Below are 25105 nucleotides of genomic sequence, written 5' to 3'. Positions count from 1 at the left end.
AACGACCTATAAACCCAAGTAAATCCTTGCTTTATTGTCTTCTTTATAGTACTATACTAGTGTATATACAGTTAAAAAGGAGATTCTTATGAACACACGGAAAAAGACACAATTTATGACAATGACTGCCCTCTTAACGGCTATTGCGATTTTGATTCCAATTGTTATGCCTTTCAAGATTGTCATTCCACCTGCTTCTTATACTTTAGGAAGCCACATCGCTATTTTTATCGCTATGTTCTTGTCGCCCTTGATGGCAATTTTTGTCATCATAGCCTCTAGTTTTGGATTTTTGATGGCTGGCTATCCCATGGTTATTGTTTTTCGAGCTTTTTCCCATATCTTTTTTGGAACTTTGGGGGCTCTTTACCTACAAAAATTCCCCGATACCCTAGATAAACCAAAAGCTTCCTGGATTTTCAACTTTGTGTTAGCGCTTGTCCATGCCCTTGCTGAAGTATTGGCCTGTGTCGTTTTTTATGCAACTTCGGGTACCAATGTAGAAAATATGTTTTATGTTCTATTTATACTAGTTGGATTTGGCACAATTATCCATAGTATGGTAGACTATACATTAGCACTAGCTGTCTATAAAGTGCTTCGAAAACGCCGTTAAAAGGAAAAGCTATGACAAAAGATCGCAAACAAGCCCTGCTCCAACTCTTGAAAGAAACTCCTAAAGCCCTCAATGGCCAAAGTTTAGCTGAACATTTTCATGTTACACGCCAGGTCATTGTACAGGACATTGCAATTTTAAGAGCCGATGGCGCTCCTATCCTATCCACCAATCGTGGCTACGTCTATAAGCAAATTGAAACCAACCCTTATGTTCACAAACTTTTCAAAGTGAAACATGAAGTTGAAGAAATCGGTCAAGAACTCCTTGCTATCGTTGATAATGGTGGACGTGTTCAAAATACCTTGATTGACCATCCCGTTTATGGAGAAATCGAAACCTTGCTGAAACTGTCTTGTCGCAGAGATGTGCAACATTTTCTAGAACAAGTCGAGCATTCAGATTTTAGACCTCTGTCTGAATTGACAGATGGCATCCATTACCACCTAGTCGAAGCTGAAACACAGCAAGACCTCCGCTATATCGAGGAGGCCTTGGATCAGCTAGGTTATTTAGTAAAAGACTAGAAGATTTTCTTCTCCCAATCATCTTCTGTACGGCGAGGGTAGAAAAACTCTGATTTGTCAGGAGCTTCCATCATCTCCATCAAGGGTAACATATCATAGGCCAGATCCAAGTTTGGAATCTGGTCTTTTTGCACCCAAGAAACTTCTCCTTCATCTGAAGAGCGAAGGCTACCAGAGAACTCAGTCGCCTTATAACAAATGACAATATAGCGCCCACCTGTATCTAGTGGCCAATTTTTAATGCCGACAAGTTGAGGATTTTGGATAGTCAATCCTGTTTCTTCGTAGATTTCACGAATGACAGACTCCGCAAAAGCCTCACCATTTTCAACATGACCTCCAGGAAAGGCATAACCAGACCAGCGATTTGTTTCAGGAGAGCGATACTGCATAACCACGCGCTGAGTTTCGGGGTCTTCAATCAGACAAATGTTTGTTAAAATTGTTAATTGTGCTCGAGACATAAATTTACTCACTTTCTAATTTATTAAATTTTTAGACTTGATACCAGTACCATTAGCTTCTACTTTTTAAAATTATTTAGAATAGAATACCATCCGTTTTTCCTTTATGGGCTTTCCAAGTTCAAGTATCTTTTCTTGTTCATCAAAAGTAAAGCCCATTTTTTGATAGAAAGCAATTGCGCGCTTATTATCTTTCAATACCCATAATAAAATTTCAGAAAAATGATTAAGAGCAATCAAAGCTGCTTTTATTAACTTTTGTGCAATACCTTTTCCATAATAGTCTTTTAAAACATATAAGGCAATAATTTCGCCAGCTTTAATAGTCTCATCACGAAAGTTTCCATAACTGATAAAACCAACTACCTTCATGCCATCCATCGCGATCAATGTATTTTCTGGATATTTTTGACTAAAGAATCGACATCTTTCTAGTGTCATCGTCTCCTGAAATTCTGCAGGTAAAAGGTCATCATAAGCCTCTCTCCACGTCTGCCAGTGAACGAGGGACTTACCTTCTATTTCTTCAGGAGTTTCCATTGATTTGATAATAACCGTCATTTATTTTCTTCTCCTTAATTCAACACCCTGACTTCCTTTGCTACTTTTTGTAGAAATTTTTGTCTTGTTGAACTTGTATTTACTTCACGGCCTAACTCTCCCAAGATTGAAACCCTCTTTGTTTTTATGCCACAGTGATTCAATACAGCATTCTTTAATACTGATATTCCATAACTGTCTGGAATGTTAATCGGACCTGAAAATACTTTGTACCACCAAGTTGGTGCCATGGAGGTTGCATAGATACTAGCTGTTTTTCCTTTTAGTAATTTTTTGAACTGTTTACCTCTCAAGTAGTTCAAAATAAAGCTTCCACGATTATTTGCGGAGTATGCAATGCCTGGCGTAAAAACACGATCAATCCACCCCTTCAATAGACTAGGCATACTACTCCACCAAATAGGATAAACAAAAATGAAATGATCTGCCCACTGGATTAATTCTTGAGAGCGTAGAATAAACGGATTGTCCTCCATTCTTTGTCGATAACCATAACGTAAAACAGGATCAAACTCTTCCTCATTAAGATTAATCACTTCAAGTTCATGTCTATTTGAGTCTATACTTTCTACAATCGTTTGAAAAATTGCTTGGCAGTAACTTTCTTTATCAGGATGTCCATTGATAACTAAAATATTCATAAAATTCCCCTAATCCAAGGCTTTGACTTCCAACATCATATCACGAATCTGAGCTGCTAGTTCAAAGTCAAGCACTTCGACGGCTTCTTGCATTTGTTTTTCTAGTTTCTTGACAAGTTCTTTGCGTTCTTGTTTGTTGAGGCTATTGATATCGACTTCCTTGTCTTCTTCCTTAGCAACTGCCTTGGTCACAGCAATCAGGTCACGGATTTCTTTCTTGATTGTCTGAGGCACGATACCATGCTCTTCATTATAAGCCATCTGGATTTTACGACGACGGGCCGTTTCATCTATAGCACGTTGCATAGACTGAGTCACAGTGTCCGCATACATGATAACATGCCCTTCGCTGTTACGGGCAGCACGTCCAATGGTCTGGATGAGACCACGCTCGTTACGAAGGAAACCTTCCTTGTCAGCATCGAGAATAGCTACGAGGCTCACTTCAGGAACGTCAATTCCTTCACGGAGCAGGTTGATTCCGACCAAAACATCAAAGACACCCAAGCGCAGGTCACGGATAATCTCTGTCCGCTCTAAAGTCTTGATATCTGAGTGCATGTACTTGACCTTAATGCCCATTTCTTTAAAGTAGTCTGTTAAATCCTCTGCCATTTTCTTAGTCAAAGTGGTGATAAAGGTTCGTTCATTCTTTTCAACACGGGCATTAATTTCACCTAAGAGGTCATCAATCTGTCCCATAGTCGGACGGACTTCAACCTCAGGGTCCAAAAGCCCTGTCGGTCGAATGATTTGCTCGATCACTGTCCCAGTCTGTTCATTTTCATAATCACCTGGTGTCGCTGAAACGTAGACAATCTGATGGACATGGCTTTCAAACTCTTCACGGCGTAAAGGACGATTGTCCAGAGCAGACGGCAAACGGAAACCATAATTAACCAGCATTTCCTTACGCGAACGGTCTCCATTGTACATGCCCTTGATTTGTCCCATAGTCATGTGACTCTCGTCAATCATAATCAAGAAATCATCTGGGAAGAAGTCGAGAAGCGTATAAGGAGGCTCTCCTTCGCTACGACCATCCATGTGGCGAGAATAGTTTTCAACCCCGTTGGTATAGCCCATCTCACGCAACATTTCGATATCATACTCTGTCCGCTGTTTCAAACGTTGGGCTTCAAGCAATTTGCCTTCCTTCTCAAAGACAGTTAACTGCTCCTCCAACTCGGCCTGAATCTTGGCAATGGCAACTTCCATATGGTCGTCATTGGTCACAAAGTGTGTCGCAGGGAAAATCGCCAAATGATCCACTTCTCCCAACACCTGACCTGTCAGAGCCTCAACTTCACGAATACGGTCAATTTCGTCTCCAAAAAATTCAACTCGAAAGGCATGCTCATCACGAGAGGCTGGGAAAATCTCCACCACATCCCCACGAACACGAAATCTCCCCCGTTGGAAATCAATATCATTGCGTTCAAACTGAATATCGACCAAGTCATTCAGAAGTTTATCACGGGAAATTTCAAGACCTGGACGGAGACTAACGACACTATCAGCGTATTCCTTGGGCGAACCCAAACCATAGATACAAGAGACAGAGGCAACGACAATAACATCATTACGCTCCAAAAGAGCCGAAGTCGCTGAGTGACGAAGCTTGTCAATCTCATCATTGACAGAGCTATCCTTTTCAATATAGGTATCACTAGAAGGCACATAGGCCTCTGGTTGGTAATAGTCATAGTAGGATACAAAATACTCAACAGCATTTTCAGGGAAAAATTCCTTAAACTCCCCATAGAGCTGACCTGCTAGAGTCTTATTATGGGCAATGACCAGAGTTGGTTTATTGACTTTGGAAATAACCTGACTCATGGTATAGGTCTTCCCAGTTCCAGTCGCCCCCATCAGAATCTGAGCTTTTTCTCCCCCCTCGATATTATCAACCAACTGCTCAATAGCTTGAGGTTGGTCTCCTGAAGGTTCATATTTTGATACTAGTTTAAATTGATTGTCTGTAATGCGATTGATCATAAGAATCCTCTCTCGATGTGCTATTCCTATTTTAGCATACTTGTAGCATTTTCACGAAGAAAAGGACGGACCTGAGTCACATCCTTTCATTTTCTTTCTTTAATTGATGAGCGAGATAGAAAATCAAAAGTAACAAGACTAAACTTGTCATGATAGAACCTTCTATCCCAAAAGCCCCACCTGATAGCCAGCCTTGATCGCCTTGTGGTAAAAAGGTCATCAGCGATGTCCCAGACGGCTGACCGCTAACCAAAATCCCAAAGAGATTGCCCTGAGCAAAATTCCAGGCGCCATGAATACCTGCTACACCCCAAACTGTATCTGTTTTGAGAAGGTAAAGTGACATGGCAACTCCGAATAAAAAGAGATTCACTAGAGATAGAGGGGTGAGACCAGAATTGCCCATATGAAGCAGGGTAAAAAATAGGCTAGATATAAGAACAGCTAATTTTAGATTGGTTCTTAAGGCCAATTGAGGAAGGAGCCAAGCACGGGCCACCACTTCTTCTGTTGTCCCCTGTAAAATCCAAAATGGGATAGTAAAGACAACAAAAGTAAGTGAATAAGGATTCAATCGAATGGACTCCAAACGATATTGCCCTAAGGCTACTAAAACTAACAAGGTCAGAAGAAAAAGTGCCAGGCCTAGGCCAAATCCTTTAAAAAGATTGCTTAGGAAATTCTCTCTATAAAATCCTAAAGTTCGAATAGGTCTTTTCTCAACTTTTCTAGTCCATCTAAACACAGTGTTGAGTATGAAACCAAAGGCCAGCAATTCTAAAATTAAACGAAAATCACTTGTTTTATCCATCAATCTCTGCTGCAAGGTCTGCAAGTAGGTAGCAAAAGCTTGACCAGCCTCTCCAAAATTTCTAGCAAGTCCGATGAGAGCTAACAAACTAATACCGTACAGAGTATAAGCCACAAACTCTCCTATGAAGACAAAAGCAAAGGCTAACAAGGGGCTTGTGTAAATGTTTAAACTCATTTTTGAAGCTTGGAAGTCTTTAAATATTCTTTTGTTCTTCATATCCCTGTCCTCTTTTCTTCTATTATATATTATTATAGCACTTTATAGTAGCAATTCAAGAAAGAAAAGAAATAACCTATGTTACATTTTCTGACACAAAAATATAAAAATTTGCCTTTTTTTACTTTTTCTGATATAATGGGAAAATATTCGGAAAAGGAGACTAAAAATGAAGAAAAAATTTCTAGCATTTTTGCTAATTTTATTCCCAATTTTCTCATTAGGTATTGTGAAGGCAGAAACGATTAAGATTGTGTCTGATACCGCCTATGCACCTTTTGAGTTTAAAGATTCAGATCAAACTTATAAAGGAATTGATGTTGACATTATCAACAAAGTCGCTGAGATTAAAGGATGGAACATTCAGATGTCCTATCCTGGATTTGACGCAGCGGTCAATGCGGTTCAAGCTGGTCAAGCTGACGCTATCATGGCAGGGATGACAAAGACGAAAGAACGTGAAAAAGTCTTCACCATGTCTGATACTTACTATGATACAAAAGTTGTCATTGCAACTACAAAGGCACACAAGATTAGTCAGTACGACCAATTAAAAGGTAAAACTGTTGGTGTTAAAAACGGAACTGCCGCTCAACGTTTCCTTGAAAGTATTAAGGACAAATACGGCTTTACCATTAAAACATTTGACACTGGTGATTTGATGAACAACAGCTTAAGTGCTGGTGCCATCGATGCCATGATGGATGATAAACCTGTTATCGAGTATGCCATCAACCAAGGTCAAGACCTCCATATTGAAATGGATGGTGAAGCTGTAGGAAGTTTTGCTTTCGGTGTTAAAAAAGGTAGCAAATACGAGCACTTGGTTACTGAATTTAACCAAGCCTTGGCTAAAATGAAACAAGATGGTAGTCTTGATAAAATCATCAAGAAATGGACTGCTTCATCATCTTCAGCAGTGCCAACTACAACTACTCTTGCAGGCTTAAAAGCTATTCCTGTTAAAGCTAAATACATCATTGCCAGCGATTCTTCTTTTGCACCTTTTGTTTTCCAAAATTCAAGCAACCAATTTACTGGTATTGATATGGAATTGATTAAGGCCATCGCTAAAGACCAAGGTTTTGAAATTGAAATCACCAACCCTGGTTTTGATGCTGCGATCAGTGCTGTCCAAGCTGGTCAAGCAGATGGTATCATTGCTGGTATGTCTGTCACAGATGCTCGTAAGGCGACTTTTGATTTCTCAGAATCCTACTACACTGCCAATACTATCCTTGGTGTCAAAGAATCAAGTACCATTGCTTCTTATGAAGACTTGAAAGGGAAGACAGTTGGTGTTAAAAACGGAACGGCTTCTCAAACCTTCCTAACAGAAAATCAAAGCAAATACGGTTACAAAATCAAAACCTTCGCTGATGGTTCATCAATGTATGACAGTTTAAACACTGGTGCCATTGATGCCGTTATGGATGATGAGCCTGTCCTCAAATATTCTATCAGCCAAGGGAAAAAATTGAAAACACCAATCGCTGGAACTCCAATCGGTGAAACAGCCTTTGCCGTTAAAAAAGGAGCAAATCCCGAATTGATTGAAATGTTCAATAACGGACTTGCAAACCTTAAAGCAAACGGAGAATTCCAAAAGATTCTTGACAAATACCTAGCTAGCGAATCTTCATCTACTTCAACAAGCACTGTTGATGAAACAACTATCTGGGGTTTGCTTCAAAACAACTACAAACAACTCCTTAGCGGGCTTGGTATCACTCTTGCTCTAGCTCTTATCTCATTTGCTATTGCCATTGTTATCGGAATTATCTTCGGTATGTTTAGCGTTAGCCCATACAAATCTCTTCGTGTGATTTCTGAGATTTTCGTTGACGTTATCCGTGGTATTCCATTGATGATTCTTGCAGCCTTCATCTTCTGGGGAATTCCAAACTTCATCGAGTCTATCACAGGCCAACAAAGCCCAATTAACGACTTTGTAGCTGGTACTATTGCCCTCTCACTCAATGCAGCGGCTTATATCGCTGAAATCGTTCGTGGTGGTATTCAGGCCGTTCCAGTTGGCCAAATGGAAGCCAGCCGAAGCTTGGGTATCTCTTATGGAAAAACCATGCGTAAGATTATCTTGCCACAAGCAACTAAATTGATGTTGCCAAACTTTGTTAACCAATTCGTTATCGCTCTTAAAGATACAACTATCGTATCTGCTATCGGTTTGGTTGAACTCTTCCAAACTGGTAAGATTATCATTGCCCGTAACTACCAAAGTTTCAAGATGTATGCAATCCTTGCTATCTTCTATCTTGTAATTATCACACTTTTGACTAGACTAGCGAAACGCTTAGAAAAGAGGATTCGTTAATGGCAAAATTAAAAATTGATGTAAATGATTTACATAAGTATTATGGCAAAAATGAGGTTTTAAAAGGAATTACAACTAAGTTCTATGAAGGAGATGTTGTCTGTATAATCGGTCCTTCAGGTTCTGGTAAGTCAACTTTCCTCCGTAGCCTCAATCTTCTAGAAGAAGTTACTAGCGGTCACATAACTGTGAACGGTTATGACTTAACTGAAAAAACTACCAACGTTGACCACGTCCGTGAAAATATCGGAATGGTTTTCCAACACTTCAACCTCTTCCCACACATGTCTGTATTGGACAACATTACCTTTGCTCCTATTGAGCACAAATTGATGACTAAGGAAGAAGCTGAGAAATTGGGAATGGAGTTGCTTGACAAAGTTGGGCTAGCAGACAAAGCTAATGCTAACCCAGATAGCCTATCAGGTGGTCAAAAACAACGTGTGGCCATCGCTCGTGGACTAGCAATGAATCCAGACATCATGCTATTTGATGAACCAACTTCTGCCCTTGACCCTGAGATGGTTGGAGACGTACTAAACGTTATGAAAGAATTGGCTGAGCAAGGCATGACCATGATTATCGTAACCCATGAGATGGGATTTGCTCGTCAGGTTGCCAACCGCGTTATCTTTACTGCAGATGGTGAATTCCTTGAAGACGGAACACCTGATCAAATCTTTGATAACCCACAACACCCACGTCTGAAAGATTTCTTGGACAAGGTCTTAAACGTCTAAACTCAAACTGTAAGGATTTCCTTGCAGTTTTTTTCAATCTCGTATTGGATTTTTTGATTTTTCGGAAAATTATGTTAGAATTAAATTTATGAAATGAGATTTCCTCATACCTAGCAAGACTAGGAATAAAAATAGAAATTAGGTAGCTAGATGTCATCTAAGGTTATTGTTACAATTTTCGGTGCGAGTGGAGACCTGGCTAAACGCAAGCTCTACCCTTCCCTTTTTAGACTTTATAAATCCGGCAATCTTTCCAAGCACTTTGCAGTTATTGGAACTGCCCGTCGTCCTTGGAGCAAGGAATATTTTGAATCTGTTGTAGTCGAATCGATCCTTGATTTGGCAGATAGTACCGAACAGGCTCAAGAATTCGCTAGCCACTTCTACTATCAAAGTCATGATGTCAATGATACAGAGCACTACATTGCTTTACGTCAATTGCAGGCTGAACTAAATGACAAGTACCAAGCTGAACACAACAAGCTCTTCTTCTTGTCTATGGCACCTCAGTTCTTTGGAACCATTGCCAAACACCTTAAGTCTGAAAACATTGTAGATGGTAAAGGTTTTGAACGTTTAATCGTTGAAAAACCATTTGGTACAGATTACGCAAGCGCAAGCAAGTTGAATGACGAGCTCCTAGCAACATTTGACGAAGAACAAATTTTCCGTATCGACCATTATCTTGGTAAGGAAATGATCCAAAGCATCTTTGCAGTTCGCTTTGCAAACTTGATTTTTGAAAACGTTTGGAACAAGGACTTTATCGACAATGTTCAAATTACCTTTGCGGAGCGCTTGGGTGTAGAAGAACGCGGTGGCTACTATGATGAGTCTGGTGCTCTCCGTGACATGGTACAGAACCACACTTTGCAACTTCTTTCTCTCCTTGCCATGGACAAGCCAGCAAGCTTCACAAAAGACGAGATTCGTGCCGAAAAGATTAAGGTCTTTAAAAACCTCTATCATCCAACTGATGAAGAACTTAAAGAACACTTTATCCGTGGTCAATACCGTTCAGGTAAGATTGATGGCATGAAATATATCTCTTATCGCAGCGAGCCAAATGTGAATCCAGAATCTACAACTGAAACCTTTGCATCTGGTGCCTTCTTTGTAAACAGCGATCGCTTCCGTGGTGTTCCTTTCTTCTTCCGTACTGGTAAACGACTGACTGAAAAAGGAACTCATGTCAACATCGTCTTTAAACAAATGGATTCTATCTTTGGAGAACCACTTGCTCCAAACATTTTGACCATCTATATCCAACCAACAGAAGGCTTCTCTCTTAGCCTAAATGGGAAGCAGGTAGGAGAAGAATTCAACTTAGCTCCGAACTCACTTGATTACCGTACAGATGCGACCGCAACTGGTGCCTCTCCAGAACCATACGAAAAATTGATTTATGATGTCCTAAATAATAACTCAACTAACTTTAGCCACTGGGATGAAGTTGGTGCATCATGGAAGTTGATTGACCGTATCGAAGAGCTTTGGGCTGAAAATGGTGCCCCACTTCATGACTATAAAGCTGGAAGCATGGGACCTCAAGCAAGCTTTGACTTACTTGAAAAATTCGGTGCCAAATGGACTTGGCAACCAGATATCGCCTATCGTCAAGATGGTCGCTTAGAATAAAAAAAATCCTGCAAGTTTGTAGCTTGCAGGATTTTTGCTTCTGATTAGATTAAGCCTTCCAAGAGACCCTTCATAAAGTTTTCTGAGTTAAACTCTCCAATATCATCGATTTTTTCACCAAAACCAATCAATTTTACAGGAATATTGAGTTCTTCTCGAATAGCTAGAACAACACCACCTCGAGCAGTTCCATCAATCTTAGTCAAGACTATTCCTGTCAAAGGTGTAATTTTTGAAAATTCTTTGGCCTGTACTAGGGCATTTTGACCTGTTGATGCATCAAGTGCCAAGAAGGTTTCATGCGGTGCTTCTGGTACAACACGTTTGATGATACGACCAATCTTTTCCAACTCAGCCATGAGGTTATCTTTGTTTTGCAGACGACCAGCGGTGTCAATCATAAGAATATCGATACCTTCAGCTACGGCAAGTTCCATTCCATCAAAGACTACACTGGCTGGGTCAGCTTTTTCAGGTCCAGTTACAACTGGAACGTCAACACGACGACCCCATTCAGCAAGCTGGGCTACTGCCCCCGCACGGAAGGTATCTGCCGCAACCAACATAACCTTCTTACCAGCTTGTTTATAACGGTGAGCTAGTTTCCCGATAGAAGTTGTTTTCCCGACACCATTAACACCGACAAAGAGCATGACTGTCAAGCCATCTTGGAAGTGGATACTTTCATCATAGTTGCCATCCTTTTCATAAAGCTCAACCAATTTCTCAATGATGACACGGCGAAGTGCATCAGGTTTCTTGGCGTTTTCAAGCTTGGCTTCGTAGCGTAACTCCTCTGTTAAGTTAGAAGCTACCTGTACACCAACGTCGCTCATGATCAGCAGTTCTTCCAGTTCCTCGAAAAATTCTTCGTCAACAGAGCGAAAGTTAGCAAAGAAGGCATTCAAGCGAGCTCCGAAGCCCGTACGAGTTTTCTTAAGACTACGGTCATATTTCTCCTGAACAGTTTCTATGAACTCAGGATTCTCTTCCTCTGGGACTTCTTCTTGAGGAACTTCTACAACTTGCTCTGAATCAATACTTTCTTCAACTGGGTATTGGATTTTCTCTTCTTGGAGCTCAGCTTGTTCAACAATTTCAACTTCTGCTTCTTCTTGAGGAACTACCTCATTTTCTGCAAGAGCAGGCTCAACATCTTCAGACAAATCAAGATTTTCTAAAGCTTCTTTTACAACTTCTTCGATTTTAGGTTCTTCTTTTTTTCCGAATAGACGGTCAAACAATCCCATATCTTAGTTCTCCTTTAGCACGTATTCTTCGATAGCCCAAGCAACAGCTTCTTCATCATTGGTCATTGGAGTCACCACATTTGCGACGGCCTTGACTTCAGGAACAGCGTTTTGCATGGCAACACCGAGCCCTGCCCATTCAATCATAGAAAGGTCATTGGCTTCGTCACCACAGGCCATGACTTGGCTTTGATCGATTCCCAGATGGCTAATTAGTTTAGCCAAACCTGTTGCTTTGTGAACATTCTTTGGTGACCACTCTAGCAACATTTCACGTGATTTAAAGATTTCATATTGGTCGAACAATTCTGGAGAAATCTTCTGAATAGCTGCATCCAAGGGTTCTTGAGCAAAGGCAGTCACGCACTTATTGTAGGTCATCTGACTAGATAAGTCTTCAAAGTCCACTGGAACAAAAGTCAATGCTGGATTGAATTTGGCATAAAGACTTTCTTGGTCCGATTGGATTTGATAAACAGTTCCTTCTGAGATTGCATCAAGAGGCAGTGATAATTTCTCTGTTTCTTCATACAAGCGTGCCACATCATCATATGAAAAGACTGTTTTATCAAGGATTTCACCTGTATTTTTCTGAACTAAACCTCCATTAAAGGTAATCGTATACTCATCTTCATGGCCGTCAGTCCCTAGCTCATGGAGAAAGAAATCCATAGCTTTTAAAGGGCGACCAGTTGTCAATACGATCTTGATACCACGATCACGCGCAGCTTTCAAGGTTGCCTTGGTGCGATCCGTCAGCCTTTTATCAGTAGTCAGCAAGGTACCGTCCAAGTCCAATGCAATCAATTTTATATCTGCCATTATAAGCCCTCCATATAAGCTATAACCGACTGGTCCTTATGGTGACCAATCACTGTCTCTGCTAATTCTAAAATTTCAGGTCGTGCATTTTCAGGAGCTACAGGATGTCCTACAACCTGCATCATATGCAAGTCATTTAGATTGTCTCCAAAAGCCATAACCTGATCCATTGTGATACCAAGTTTTTTAGCTAATTCAACAATAGCCACTCCCTTATCGACATAGTCCAGAACAATATCAATGGATTCAAAACCAGTTGTCATAGCCTTAACACCAGGTACATGTTCATTGACCCAAGCCTCTCCAGCTTCCAGAGTTTCTTCTGTGAAGTTGGTTGTAAATTTGAAAATGTCATCTGTGATATCTTCCAGACCGGCTACTTTTTGGATATTTTCATTATAATGCTGACTCTCTTTCAAATAGGTTTCATCAACCGTATCTAGTACATAAGAACCCTTCTTACCTGTCAAAAGTAATTTATTGACATCTACATAAGGTGACGTTTGTAGCTTTTCAAAAGTCGTCAAATAAAACTCACGAGACATAGTCGCTTCATACAAGTCTTGACCTTGATACTCTACTAAACTGCCATTTTCAGCGATGAAAATAATGTCATCACGAACATCAGCAAATAATTTTTCTAAGGATAGAAATCCTCGACCCGAAGCCACTGCAAAGTAAATCCCTTTTTCCTTGTAGGAAGCTAAGAGAGACTTGAGGCGGTCCATATCAAAGCGTCCATTCCCATCTAGGAAGGTTCCGTCCATATCCGTTGCTACTAGTTTAATCATAAAATCTTTCTTACTCCGATTAGTAAATCTACCTCCTATTATACCATAGATAACTAGAAAAAGGACTAGTCTATCAGCTTTGCTTCTCTTTTATCCTTCTCTACTAGCTAGTCGTGTTTCTAACTTTTAAAAAAGCTCGTAAAATTAAAATCGTGCAACTTTTTTCAGATACTTTTAAAAGATTGATTTCATTATCTGTTTCCTTTATACTGGATAAAAAGGAGATTAGTATGTCAGAAACAAATCACGAAATTGATTCAAATTTTGCAGGTCGTTTAAATATCCTGCGTGCGGGTGTTCTTGGTGCTAATGATGGAATTATTTCCATTGCTGGTGTGGTTATCGGGGTTGCCAGTGCTACGAGCAATATCTGGATTATCTTTTTATCAGGATTTGCGGCTATCTTAGCAGGTGCCTTTTCAATGGCTGGCGGAGAATATGTATCCGTTTCAACTCAAAAAGATACTGAGGAAGCAGCTGTTGCGCGAGAAAAACTCTTGCTAGACCAAGATTTGGAGCTAGCCAAAAAGTCCCTCTATGCTGCCTATATCCAAAATGGAGAATGCGAAACCTCTGCCCAGCTCTTGACAAATAAGGCCTTTCTTAAAAATCCACTCAAGGCTTTGGTAGAGGAAAAATATGGAATTGAGTATGAAGAATTTACCAATCCTTGGCACGCTGCCATTTCTAGCTTCGTTGCCTTTTTCCTTGGAAGTTTGCCTCCAATGCTCTCAGTAACCATTTTCCCAAGTGAATACCGCATCCCTGCTACTGTTCTGATTGTAGGAGTTTCACTCTTGATGACTGGCTACACAAGCGCCAAACTTGGAAAAGCCCCAACTAAAACAGCTATGATTCGGAACCTTGCTATTGGTCTTTTAACCATGGGAGTTACCTTTCTGCTAGGACAACTTTTCAGCATTTAGAATACAAGAAATACCTCGATTTTGAAGTCGAGGTATCTTTTTTACATTTGGACAATTTTACGATAACTTCTAGAGGTAATCATGAAAATCAGCACATAGGCGATGAGGAAGATAGCGCAGATAGACAAGGTCACAATCAACATCATAGTCGTATCCAGTACACCAATCACTTTTAGAATCAGACTAAGCATATGGTAGGCAAAGGCTAAATGTATGAAGGCAAAAAGCAAAGGAAGGAAGAAAACAGTTAAAACCTGTTTGTTAATGGTTTGCTTGATTTGCTTTTGATCTAAACCAACTTTCTGCAAGATAATAAAGCGCTCACGGTCTTCATATCCTTCAGAAATTTGTTTGTAGTAGATGACCAGAACGGTTCCGACCATAAAGATAATGGATAGGAAAATACCAATAAAGAAGACACCGCCAAAGAGGACACTCATTTGAGCACCAGCATCTGCTAGAGTGCTACCATACACATAGTTACCTTCAGTGTTTAATTGAGCATTAAACTTTTGTAAGTATTTTTCATATTCTTCAGCGACTTTGAGTTGCTCTTCTTCACTGATACTTACATTCATACCACCGTAAAACTGATTATAGATATCAGAATCTGGGAATTGGTCCAAAAAGGCTTGTAAATTAGGTACAACAAGGTAATTGTAATCAGAAGTCAAAATATTAAACTGGTTTGGAACATGGTTTACAATGAAATCTTTAGTAAATTCTTCTTTTACAGAAAATTGATGATCATTTAGAGTTAGAGCTTTTTGTTCTTTAACTCCCTCATTCTTTGCAAAGAGTCCGACCTCATTGCCTGATAGAGAAAGTTTTTGACCAGTCATAGTTTCATAATCTTTTTGGTCAAATACCATAAAAACTGTTTTGACTTGGACACGGTTTTGTCCTTTTTCAAAAATGGTTAACTTGCTACCTTCTTGGTTTGCAACACCAAAGTAAGCGTAACGAAGAACTTCTTTCTCTTTAATCTTATAACCTTTATCACTTGCAAACTGGCTCAAGAGTTTGTCCAAGTCTTCTTTTTCAACATTTTGTCCAGTAATGCCAAAGTCATGAGGATTTAGAACTTTTTTAAAACTTTCTGAGGCATTGAAAATACTAGTCGCTGCTGACATGGTTACCAAAACCATTGTTGACAAAATCGCGATAGTTGCTAGTCCAACCGCATTTTTCTTCATACGGAAAATCAAATTAGACACTGAGATAAGATTATTTGGTTGGTAATAGTATTGTTTGTTTTTCTTTAAAATTTGTAGGAAAACGGTAATCCCTGCATTGAACAAAAGATAAGTACCAAAGATAACAAGTAAAACAGCTAAGAAGAAGGTTGTTAGGGCTGTAAGAGGATCTTTTACTGTAAGAGAAAGATAATAGCCAATCCCTAAACTAATGGAACCAAGAATAGTTTGGAGAGGTAGGAAACGACCTTTTTTCTCTCCGCTTGCTTTCTCACGCGAGAGCTGGAGGGCATTCATACGGGCGATTCGAATAGCATTCAGGAACATGAGACCTAGGAAAATCAAACCAAAGACAACAAGTACTGTAATGACAACTTTCATCTGGAAGGTAGCAACTAGTTCAACCTTCAATTTCATCAGTTTGAGCAAGAAGGCGAAAATCAACTTGTCAAACAAGGCTCCAATACCGATTCCCGCTCCAACAGTTAGAATCCCAAATACCACCAACTCCTTAAAGGTCATACTGATCAGATGGCGTTTCTCCAAACCCAGCATGCCATAAATCCCTAGTTCCTTGGAACGGTTTTTCATGACAAAACTATTGGCATAGAGGACGATAATGGCTGACGCAAGGGTGACGACAAACATACCAAATCCTAGAGTAGCTTGAATTGTTTCACCTCCACGGATTTCCGCAATCTTGGGATTAAAGGTTAGGGAATAAAAGAGATAGGTGACGGTGACTGCCAAAAGAACAGCCAGCGCAAAAGGATAGTAGAGTTTGCGGTTTTTAATCAAGTTCGATACCGCTAACTTATTAGTTAATCGAAACATACTAATTCACCTCGCTTGCCATGACAGTCAAGGTATCAGAGATTTCTTGGAACATCTGACGCTCTGTCTTCTCTCCACGGTAGATTTGATTGTAAAGAATGCCGTCTTTGATAAAGAGTACACGTTTAGCTCTGCTAGCTGCTGCTGTTGAGTGGGTTACCATGAGAATGGTTTGGCCGCGCTCATTGATTTCATCAAAGACATCAAGTAAGGCTGCAGATGATTTGGAGTCAAGGGCTCCTGTTGGCTCATCCGCAAGGAGAATTTCAGGTTCTGTGATGATGGCACGGGCTACTGCTACACGCTGTTTTTGCCCACCAGAAATCTCGTAAGGGTACTTCTCTTGCAATTGGTTGATGCCTAGATTCTCAGCTGTCACCACCAATTTTTTCATCATTTCCGTAATAGGTCTTCTTGACAAGACAAGCGGAAGTAAGATATTGTCTTTAACAGATAGAGTATCTAGCAAGTTAAAGTCTTGGAAGACAAAGCCCAACTTTTCACGACGGAAGCTAGAAGCCTGTGAATTTTTAATGGTTGCGGTATCAGTTCCATTCAAGTAAACCTGACCACGACTTGGTTTATCCAGCATAGCTAGGATATTGAGAAGAGTTGATTTACCAGAACCAGACTCACCCATGATGGCAACGTAGTCACCTTTTTCTACGGTAAAGTGAATATCCTTGAGGGCCTCTACTTGGTTGCCCTGAAAACGAGTTTTATAAATTTTTTGAACGTGTTTTACATCTAAAAGTGTCATGAGAATCTCCTTTCTTAATATCCCATCAAATGAAATGTCGCTTGCATCATAGCGCATCCCAGTTGAACACGCTCGATTTCTTTGTGGCTTGGTTTTCTTGTTTTCTTATGTAAGATTTGTTTCATGATGTTACTCCTTTGTTCTTTATGAGTCTAGTTTACATCAAAAAAAGACCTCTTGCCATAACCTAACCTTACAAAAGAGACTTTAATCTTACATTTTTGTAAGATTGGGGGAAATGTAGGCATTTTATTAAAAATATTTTACCATAAAAACAAAGTAAGAAGAAAACCCTTGCAGATACAAGGGTTCAGATTCGTAAATTGACTGCAACGGTCAATAATACATTCATAAACAGTTTGAAGATTCATTCTTTCGTTTGATTATAAATCTATGTCACTAGAACGATTTTCATCTAAACAAAAATCATCTTTAATCAACAAAGTTAATTCTTTTAAATTCACATCTTCACTTTGGTTAAGTCGGACAGCTTGATTCATTATTAAATCTTCATATAGATTTCGAACAAAGCGACCGTTAGAAAAATTGGTGAGATTACTTTCTAACTTTTCATTAAAATAATTTAATAATACTTCTTTCAGCTTGTCATCTATATGGTAGTCGTCTTTTCTTGCTAATGTTTCAAAAATATCTAACAATTCTGTAGAAGAATAATTTTCAAAATTAATAAAATAATTAAATCGAGATTTCAAACCAGGATTTGATTCAAAGAAGTGGTTCATTGGTTCGGTATAACCAGCCACAATAACAATTAAATCATCTCGTGAATCTTCTAAAGCCTTTGTAAGTTCTGTTAAACATTCTCGCCCGTATGAATCAGTATTTTCATTTTCAGTAATACTATACGCCTCATCAATAAAGAGAACTCCACCTTTTGCCTTTTCTATGACATTTTTAACTTTCAGTGCAGTTTGTCCTTGGTAACCTGCAATTAAATCTGTTCTGGAGACTTCTAAAAAATGTCCTTTGGATAAAAGTCCCAATTGGTAGTACATTCTTCCAATAATTCTAGCAACAGTTGTTTTTCCTGTTCCTGGATTTCCCATAAAAGCCATGTGTAAAGTTCTTTTGGGAATATTTAAGCCAGACTCTTTCCTTTTTGACTGAACTTTTTGATAAATAATTAAACGACTAACTTCTTTTTTTACCCTCTCTAAACCTACTAACTGATTTAGTTCCGCCAAAAGGTCATTTAAAGATGATTTCTTTTGTTGACCTAACTCTTTTTCCAAAGTATCAAATAGGTAAGTATATCCAAGAAAGCTAGCTAGATTATCAGATAAATCTTTCAATAAAGGTGTAAGCTTGTTTCGTTTGTTAGCTTGTTGTAATAAAAAAATAGATTTATACAATTCTGCTACTGATTTTGTATCAGTATGATTTGCTATAATATTATTTACTTTATCAAGATAATTATTTTCTTTTCCAAAATAGAAGTCTAATTTCTTTGCACTACAAATTAATTTATCTCGAGAAGTTGACATACCTTACCTCAATAATATGAAAAGCAAGGCAATCACTAACATACCAATAGAAATTCCAGAAACAATAAAGACTGTTAGAAGGCGATTTGAAATAAATTGAATTTGTTGTTTACTTTCGTTCAATTCTCTCCTAAGTTGATCAATTTCACCAGTATTTGAAACCGGTTCTGCAGGAAGAGTACTTGCGAATTGTTCTAGATTTACAAGTCTATCATTAAATTTAGAAAGTATTACCTCATGTTTTTCGATAGAGTTTTTGCTATTTTCTTCGTTAAATTTCTCTTTAAATTGCTTAAGAGCTACTAGAGTTGCTTTTTGTTTCTCAATGGTTTTATCAATACGAGATTGTTCTTTCAGAATTTTCTTGTTGGTATGTTCAATGGCAACTACAGAAGAGAGGATTGCTTGAATATAATCTTTATCCAGAGCCTCTAAAGCTTTATAAACTTGACCAAATTCTTCAATAAGTTTTTGTTGATTATCATAAAATTTTGAAATGTAATTTTGAGTTTGTTCAACTAAAGTATTAAACTCTTTACCTGTAACCCCGTGTTCAGCAAATTCAAAACCAAAGAAATCTTCATGAGTTCTAACTGTATCAAAATACAATTCATCTTGACTTTGTTCAGCAAACTCTTTCAGATGCTCTTTCGCTTCATCGAAATCATGGTTACTAATGTTTATCTCAATTGTTTCTTGTTCTTGCTCAAATACTTCTTGTTCCATATTTTTCTCCTTAATCTAATAATTCTTGTAATAAAGTATCAATCTCATCAAAGTCACTTTTATCGTCTCTTGTAGATTCTGCAAAAATATCTGACAGCTTTTCTTTCATCATTGAAGCAGCCATATCATGTCTTTCCTTAATAGTATTGATAACAGAATCTTTTTCAACTTGTAACTTTATACTCTTAACATCTAATAATTGATCTTGGATTACTAACATTTCATTATTTTGATCAATTTTCTTAGAATTTAGCTCGGAAATTTGTTTATTGACAATTTGCTGATCAATCATTTTTAGTACGAAAGCGCCAATAATTCCTGATAAAGTTGCTCCCATAAATGTTCCAATGACGCTACCGATTGTTCCCAAAAGTGGTATTGAAATAGCCAAAACTGGAAAACTTGCAGTGAGGGATGCTCCTAAAACTTCCCCAACTACAATTGCACCTGTAGCTGTTAAACCCCCAACAATAATTTTTCCAACCTCTAACATCATAATATCAAGGCTTTTATCTTTATTTTCAGGATTATTTATATAATCTATTGCTTCTTTCAAAGATTTCCAACCTTGGTGTATAAAGGTCCAGGCTTTAAGAACTGTATTAATTACAGGTCCAACTATTGCAGACGCAATCATCGTAACTACAGATTTACCGACATTTAATACATGATTTGCTAAGTTATTTACAAAAGATATGATAGCCTCTTTTATTTTATCAATAAAAGTCGATAAGTTTCTTTCTGTATCTTTTAGCCAAGAGATAAATTTAGAAATCAATTCTCGCAAAAATTCTGATAATAACTGTAAAAGCGCTGCTTTCAAAGCTTTTCCGGAAATTTTTAACGCTTCATCACGACGTGATTTTTTACCTGATTTTATAGCTCGCTTCTCAGCCTCATCTCTCACTCTGTCGTATTCCGTGCGTGCCTCTTTATCTTTCTCTCTTAACTGTTTCTCTTCTTTTGAACTAATATTATGGACTTCTCTAGCATATTGTCCCTTAGAGTTTGGATTATCGAATAATTCTGATGTAGATAAATCTCCCTTCGCTTGATTAACTTCACTCCTAATTTCGTTAAGATTAGCTTTACTATTTGCAAAAGCAATCTGCTCTTCTTTTGTCAAAAAAGCATTTGCTTTTGGATCACGTATAATCTCTCCAGCAGAAACTGTATGATCCATTTGGGTTCCTTTTTCTTTTGAACCTGTTGGCCTTCCGGTGTCAAATGGTTTTCTCGCTTCTTTGGTTAAAGTATTTACAATTTTACCTGAACGAGTTGAGTGTGTTTGAATATTCCCTAAGTCGTCTTTAGCAAAATTATTTTGCCAAGTGTCGTATCTTTCTTGAAAATTAACATCTCTATTATGAGTCGCAAGTTTCCCTTTTTCAAAATTTTCAGCAGTTTGTATATGTGCTTCTTTTCGTAAGTCTAGGGTTTGTCCCTGATTCTCATTTATAAACTCTTCACCTATCTGAGCGGCAAGTTGAAGTTGTACTTGCTCCCAGACTATATTTTCAATAGATTCTTGAAGGTATTCATTATTTTGTAATTTTTCCCTATCTAAATCAATTTTTTCTATATCTTTAATAAGATCTTTGAGATTATTTTCTAGAGAATTTTCTAAATTAAGCAATTCGTCGTATTTAATCTCAATATCTGATGATCGTAATGCGAGTAACTCATTTTCATTAGCCATAATCCATTTCCTGTCAAATTATTTTTATACGCTTATTATACCATTTAGCCATAGATTCTGACAAGATGAAAAAAAGCCTTGTCTTTTATAATACAAAGCTTATTTTCTTATTTAACTCACCAAAACCAGCCTTCATTATCGTCAATGGCTTGGGCTTCTTTGCGTTTACGTGGGCCTGTTCCGTACATTTCTGCTTCGATTTCTTCCTTGGTTGGCATGATAGAAGCTAGGATGATATATATAATCACGCCAAGTCCAAAGTTTGCGACTGTAAAAATAGCAAATAGAAAACGAACAAGGGTAACATCAAAGTTCCACTTGTCTGACAGACCCGCCAGAACTCCTGAAATCATGCGATTTCGTCTCATTTTATAAAATTTACTGTTCATGATATTTCCTCTTTCTGCTAGGTTAGACATAGTATATCACGGGTAGGCTCGGCTTTCATCAGTCCTCAGGCTGATTTATTAGTAGCAATTTACCTCTACAAACTCCACAGCGATAGCGTTTGGTATCAATCCTTCGCTTGCGCTGATAAGTTTGCCGGCAGGATTGGCAACGATAGAGCTTGAGTGGTTTGGAGTTGCTATTTGTCAAGGAAGGCACAAAGCGTAATCCATCCACTGCTTTCAACAGTTCCTTAAAATCCCGATCCTTGTGTTGATAGCCCTTCCCTTGAAAATAGAGGTGATAATGACAGAGTTCATGTCGGACAATTTTCCTAAAAATGTCCAACCCCAGTTCCTGATAAACCTTAGGGTTAAAATCCAAATGCCCATCTTTTGGGAAAAATCGCCCACCTGTCGAACGTAGACGCCTATTCCACTGGGCATGATGGATAAAAGGTCTGCCGAAGTCTTCTAGTGAAACCTGCTTGACGTAATCAGTCAGTCTCATTTGGAGCTAGAAGCGACAGATTGACTTTTTCACGTTCAGTATCAATTTTCTTAACCCAAACGGTCACCAAATCTCCAACTGACACTACTTGGCTAGGATGTTTGATAAATTTGCGACTCATGTGGGAAATATGGATGAGACCGTCCTCATGAATTCCGATGTCAACAAAGGCACCGAAATCAACGACATTACGCACCACACCTTCTAGCTTCTGACCAACCACTAAGTCCTTGATATCTAGGACATCTTGGCGAAGCACAGGTGCATCAAAAGAATCACGGAAATCTCGACCTGGTTTGAGAAGATCTGCAATGATATCTTTAAGAGTTTCTGGACCAAGATCCAGTTCTTGTGCCATCTCCTTAACTGAAAGCGACTTGAGTTTGCTTTGGGCTTCTTCATTCAGATCCTTGATGTCTAAGCGTTTGAAGAGTTCCTTAACGGCAGAATAGTTTTCTGGGTGAACTCCTGTATTATCAAGGATATTGCTACTTTCAGGGATACGAAGGAAACCAGCTGCCTGCTCAAAGGCCTTGGCCCCCAGACGCGGAACCTTCTTAATTTGAGCTCGTGAAGTGATTTTTCCTTCCTCCTCACGGTATTTGACAATATTTTCAGAAATGGTTTTATTGAGTCCAGCTACGTGTGAAAGAAGAGCAGGACTGGCTGTATTGACATTGACACCGACTTGGTTTACCACTGTATCGACAACAAAGTCCAGACTCTCAGATAGTTTCTTCTGACTGACATCGTGTTGGTATTGACCGACACCGATTGACTTAGGATCGATTTTAACCAACTCTGCAAGAGGATCTTGCAAACGACGGGCGATAGAGATGGCTGAGCGTTTTTCAACAGTCAAGTCTGGAAACTCCTGACGGGCAAGTTCACTGGCAGAATAGACCGAAGCACCACTTTCATTGACAATGACATAGCTGACTTCAGGAAAATCTTTCAGAACTTCCGCCACAAAGGCTTCACTTTCACGACTGGCCGTTCCATTTCCGATGGCAATAATTTCCACACTGTATTGACCAATCAAGTCTGCCAAATCTTTCTTGGCTTCTTCGATTTGACGAGCTGATGCTGGTTTAACAGGATAAATAACTTGAGTTGTCAGCATTTTACCAGTTGCATCTACGACAGCTAGCTTGGCACCTGTACGAAAGGCAGGGTCAAATCCAAGAACCACGCGCCCTTTCAGCGGAGCAACCAAGAGGAGATTGCGTAGGTTGTCAGAAAAGAGTTGGATAGCTCCTTCTTCTGCTTTCTCAGTTAATTCTGTCCGAATTCGTCGTTCGATAGCAGGCAAGACTTTTTTCTTAACTGACTGTTGGACAACTTCATCTATATAGGCGTTTTTAACCTTGAAACGAGCAGCAAAGAAGGCAAGAATACGGTCCGTTGCATGTTCAAAACCGACCTTCAAGACACCTAGCTTCTCCCCACGGTTGAGAGCCAAGGTACGATAGCCCTGCATGTTGCCAACTGTCTCTGAGAATTCGTAATAAATCTGAAAAACTTGTTTTTCATCGAGACTTTCATCCTTGACTTGCGAAGTGATTTTAGAGTGTCTCAGCACTTCCTGATAGGTCAGTGAACGCAAAGTCACATCTTCGGATAAGGCTTCGACCAAAATATCAACCGCACCCGCTAAGGTCTCTTGACCAGTCTCAAATCCTTCACAGACATACTTCTCAGCCTCTTTCTCTAAGTCAGTTACGTTTTGTAAAATCAAGCGCGCAAGAGGAAAGAGTCCAGCTTCACGGGCAATGGTTGCCTTGGTCCGACGCTTTTCCTTGTATGGAAGATAGAGCTCTTCAACATCTGCTAGTTTTTCGGCTGCTAAGATTGCTTCTTCCAACTCCTTTGTCAACTTGCCTTGTTCTTGAATCTTAGCTAAAACAGCTTCCTTACGGTCGTTTAGATTGGTCAGACTTTTATCCAAGTCGATAATGGCCTTAATCGCCACCTCATCCAGACTACCAGTCATATCCTTGCGATAACGCGCTATGAAGGGAATTGTCGCACCTTCAGCTGTCAAACTTAGAACGGTATCGATTTGCTTTAACGTCACTCCCAAATCCTGAGAGATTTTTTCATATTTTTTATCCATAAATCTATTATACCACAAGCTAATATTATTCAAATTATCTCCTACAATATTTAACAACAAGATGTGGGGAATAGATTTATATTCTATAGCGCAATAACTTGTACTTAGAGAGCATTACTTCCTTTTTTTAACCAAGCCATGACATCAAAATTATTTAATGGATCAGACATAATAGCCAGTTCTGGGACCCATATAGTTGAGAAGGTTGCAATTTAATTCTAATAGTTTACAAAAGGATCCGTGATTAATTGCACTGTTTTTATTTTTTACAAAACGCTTTATAAAGCTATTTGTTGAAGTTAACGAATCAATTTTCAGTTCAAATAAAAAACCGTAAGTCTGAGCCTGCGGTGAGTGTAATCTATTTTGAAATTTTAAATAAAAAAAGGAGCATTTAAGCCCCTCCTTTGAAATAACGGACAATTGGCTGGTCGGTGTACCCAGCATCTCAGATACCTTTTTCAAGGTGCGGCAGGAACCTTTCTGCCCTCAAATGTCTTTCGTTAATATTATTCTAGCACTATCTACTTTTTTTGTCAAGTTTTCTCAATCTACCAGACTTAATACGACTTTGTAACTTATAATCTTGTAAACGATACATGGTCGGAACATAAAAGAAATCACCACTTTTATGTAACTTAATCGCAACAAGAACATTATTATCAAATCTTTTTACATATTCAAAACTGGCGCCTTTCTCTCGAGGATTGACCCCAACGAAATCTGGATTACTTAGTATAAGTTCCAGATCTTCGATATGATGAATCACATCATTATGATGCCGTTTCAACATATGACTTCTTAAACCTTCTTTGTTAACTTTGATATCACTAGCTTCAAGAACAATATTAAAAATTTCTTTTATTTCGTCAGTAACCTGACCGATCTTTTTATGTTCCATCATTTCCTCCGTTATTCACAATTATTATATCACAATCATAGTGTATATTAGGATATATCACGCTCTATTATTCGTTAGATACTCAATTTTAACTTTTCCCTTTTCCTTAAAATAATAGTATAATAGAGGTAG

At 38.7% G+C, this 25105-nt stretch carries 23 protein-coding genes and 1 pseudogene; 6 read left to right on the top strand and 18 right to left on the bottom strand.

Annotated features, from left to right (window positions below; genetic code table 11):
• Positions 1-88 precede the first annotated feature (88 nt).
• Together FBF73_RS04615 and FBF73_RS04610 are read left to right on the top strand one after the other, a co-directional pair.
• Positions 89-616 carry an ECF transporter S component gene (locus FBF73_RS04615; RefSeq protein ID WP_136937115.1) on the top strand — a complete coding sequence of 176 codons (528 nt, stop codon included), beginning with the start codon at positions 89-91 and terminating at the stop codon, positions 614-616.
• Positions 617-627: 11 nt separating this feature from the next.
• The gene (locus FBF73_RS04610; RefSeq protein ID WP_020902811.1) at positions 628-1143 is read left to right on the top strand and encodes a transcription repressor NadR; all 516 of its coding nucleotides are present in this window, start codon (positions 628-630) and stop codon (positions 1141-1143) included.
• Here the strand turns inward: FBF73_RS04610 and FBF73_RS04605 are convergent.
• The 5 genes from FBF73_RS04605 to FBF73_RS04585 all read right to left on the bottom strand — a co-directional run bounded on the left by FBF73_RS04605 (position 1140) and on the right by FBF73_RS04585 (position 5837).
• Positions 1140-1607 carry an 8-oxo-dGTP diphosphatase gene (locus FBF73_RS04605; protein WP_136937114.1) on the bottom strand — a complete coding sequence of 156 codons (468 nt, stop codon included), beginning with the start codon at positions 1605-1607 and terminating at the stop codon, positions 1140-1142. The two genes, FBF73_RS04610 and FBF73_RS04605, sit on opposite strands and share 4 nt — an antisense overlap.
• Before the next feature lie 72 nt (positions 1608-1679).
• A complete protein-coding gene (locus tag FBF73_RS04600) occupies positions 1680-2168 on the bottom strand; it encodes a GNAT family N-acetyltransferase (RefSeq protein ID WP_136937113.1) in 489 nt (162 codons plus the stop codon).
• Between the two features lie 14 nt (positions 2169-2182).
• Positions 2183-2809 (bottom strand): NAD(P)H-dependent oxidoreductase, encoded by a 627-nt coding sequence (locus FBF73_RS04595; RefSeq protein ID WP_136937112.1) that lies wholly within the window; start codon positions 2807-2809, stop codon positions 2183-2185.
• A gap of 9 nt (positions 2810-2818) precedes the next feature.
• Positions 2819-4807, bottom strand: a complete 1989-nt coding sequence (gene uvrB / locus FBF73_RS04590; RefSeq protein ID WP_136937111.1) for an excinuclease ABC subunit UvrB — start codon at positions 4805-4807, stop codon at positions 2819-2821.
• A 76-nt stretch (positions 4808-4883) separates the two neighbouring features.
• The gene (locus FBF73_RS04585) at positions 4884-5837 is read right to left on the bottom strand and encodes a CPBP family intramembrane glutamic endopeptidase (protein ID WP_136937110.1); all 954 of its coding nucleotides are present in this window, start codon (positions 5835-5837) and stop codon (positions 4884-4886) included.
• Between the two features lie 169 nt (positions 5838-6006).
• On the opposite strand from FBF73_RS04585, the gene FBF73_RS04580 reads away from it, so the two are divergent.
• From FBF73_RS04580 to zwf, 3 genes are all read left to right on the top strand, one after another.
• The gene (locus tag FBF73_RS04580; protein WP_136937109.1) at positions 6007-8172 is read left to right on the top strand and encodes an ABC transporter substrate-binding protein/permease; all 2166 of its coding nucleotides are present in this window, start codon (positions 6007-6009) and stop codon (positions 8170-8172) included.
• Entirely contained in the window at positions 8172-8912 is a 741-nt protein-coding gene (locus FBF73_RS04575) for an amino acid ABC transporter ATP-binding protein (RefSeq protein ID WP_125411699.1), read from the top strand. The genes FBF73_RS04580 and FBF73_RS04575 overlap by 1 nt, the downstream gene beginning before the upstream one ends.
• A gap of 150 nt (positions 8913-9062) precedes the next feature.
• Positions 9063-10550: a glucose-6-phosphate dehydrogenase gene (zwf, locus tag FBF73_RS04570; protein WP_070479013.1), complete on the top strand. Its 1488-nt coding sequence runs from the start codon at positions 9063-9065 to the stop codon at positions 10548-10550.
• 44 nt (positions 10551-10594) lie between these two features.
• On the opposite strand, the gene ftsY is transcribed toward zwf, so the two are convergent.
• Genes ftsY through FBF73_RS04555 form a run of 3 tightly spaced genes read right to left on the bottom strand, consistent with a single transcriptional unit; the run spans position 10595 to position 13413 of the window.
• On the bottom strand, positions 10595-11800 hold the full coding sequence (gene ftsY / locus FBF73_RS04565; RefSeq protein WP_136937108.1) for a signal recognition particle-docking protein FtsY: 1206 nt from the start codon (positions 11798-11800) through the stop codon (positions 10595-10597).
• 3 nt (positions 11801-11803) lie between these two features.
• A complete protein-coding gene (locus FBF73_RS04560; RefSeq protein ID WP_124787701.1) occupies positions 11804-12622 on the bottom strand; it encodes a Cof-type HAD-IIB family hydrolase in 819 nt (272 codons plus the stop codon).
• Positions 12622-13413 (bottom strand): Cof-type HAD-IIB family hydrolase, encoded by a 792-nt coding sequence (locus FBF73_RS04555; RefSeq protein ID WP_124787702.1) that lies wholly within the window; start codon positions 13411-13413, stop codon positions 12622-12624. Before FBF73_RS04555 ends, FBF73_RS04560 begins: the two co-directional genes overlap by 1 nt.
• A gap of 230 nt (positions 13414-13643) precedes the next feature.
• On the opposite strand from FBF73_RS04555, the gene FBF73_RS04550 reads away from it, so the two are divergent.
• Positions 13644-14339: a VIT1/CCC1 transporter family protein gene (locus FBF73_RS04550; RefSeq protein WP_136937107.1), complete on the top strand. Its 696-nt coding sequence runs from the start codon at positions 13644-13646 to the stop codon at positions 14337-14339.
• Between the two features lie 41 nt (positions 14340-14380).
• Here the strand turns inward: FBF73_RS04550 and FBF73_RS04545 are convergent, their stop codons facing one another.
• The 10 genes and pseudogenes from FBF73_RS04545 to FBF73_RS04500 all read right to left on the bottom strand — a co-directional run bounded on the left by FBF73_RS04545 (position 14381) and on the right by FBF73_RS04500 (position 24973).
• The gene (locus FBF73_RS04545; RefSeq protein ID WP_136937106.1) at positions 14381-16369 is read right to left on the bottom strand and encodes an ABC transporter permease; all 1989 of its coding nucleotides are present in this window, start codon (positions 16367-16369) and stop codon (positions 14381-14383) included.
• 1 nt (position 16370) lies between these two features.
• Entirely contained in the window at positions 16371-17129 is a 759-nt protein-coding gene (locus FBF73_RS04540; protein ID WP_000173358.1) for an ABC transporter ATP-binding protein, read from the bottom strand.
• 383 nt (positions 17130-17512) lie between these two features.
• Complete coding sequence (locus FBF73_RS04535; RefSeq protein ID WP_136937105.1) at positions 17513-18634, bottom strand: AAA family ATPase; 1122 nt, start codon at positions 18632-18634, stop codon at positions 17513-17515.
• A 3-nt stretch (positions 18635-18637) separates the two neighbouring features.
• A complete protein-coding gene (locus FBF73_RS04530; RefSeq protein ID WP_136937104.1) occupies positions 18638-19360 on the bottom strand; it encodes a hypothetical protein in 723 nt (240 codons plus the stop codon).
• A gap of 10 nt (positions 19361-19370) precedes the next feature.
• Complete coding sequence (locus FBF73_RS04525) at positions 19371-21059, bottom strand: hypothetical protein (RefSeq protein WP_136937103.1); 1689 nt, start codon at positions 21057-21059, stop codon at positions 19371-19373.
• Positions 21060-21175: 116 nt separating this feature from the next.
• A complete protein-coding gene (locus FBF73_RS04520; protein WP_001085044.1) occupies positions 21176-21448 on the bottom strand; it encodes a PspC domain-containing protein in 273 nt (90 codons plus the stop codon).
• 58 nt (positions 21449-21506) lie between these two features.
• Positions 21507-21956: a SprT family protein gene (locus FBF73_RS04515; protein ID WP_136937102.1), complete on the bottom strand. Its 450-nt coding sequence runs from the start codon at positions 21954-21956 to the stop codon at positions 21507-21509.
• Positions 21943-24072, bottom strand: coding sequence for a Tex family protein (locus FBF73_RS04510; protein ID WP_136937156.1), 2130 nt, complete (start codon positions 24070-24072; stop codon positions 21943-21945). The genes FBF73_RS04515 and FBF73_RS04510 overlap by 14 nt, the downstream gene beginning before the upstream one ends.
• Before the next feature lie 104 nt (positions 24073-24176).
• A pseudogene (locus FBF73_RS10105) lies at positions 24177-24260 on the bottom strand (acetyl transferase); the annotation flags it as partial.
• Between the two features lie 332 nt (positions 24261-24592).
• Positions 24593-24973, bottom strand: a complete 381-nt coding sequence (locus FBF73_RS04500) for a PBECR2 nuclease fold domain-containing protein (protein ID WP_115904397.1) — start codon at positions 24971-24973, stop codon at positions 24593-24595.
• Positions 24974-25105 lie beyond the last annotated feature (132 nt).

This window comes from Streptococcus mitis (assembly GCF_005144795.1).
GTDB classification, from domain to species: Bacteria; Bacillota; Bacilli; order Lactobacillales; family Streptococcaceae; genus Streptococcus; species Streptococcus mitis_BB.
This window is presented reverse-complemented; position numbering and strand designations above follow the sequence as displayed.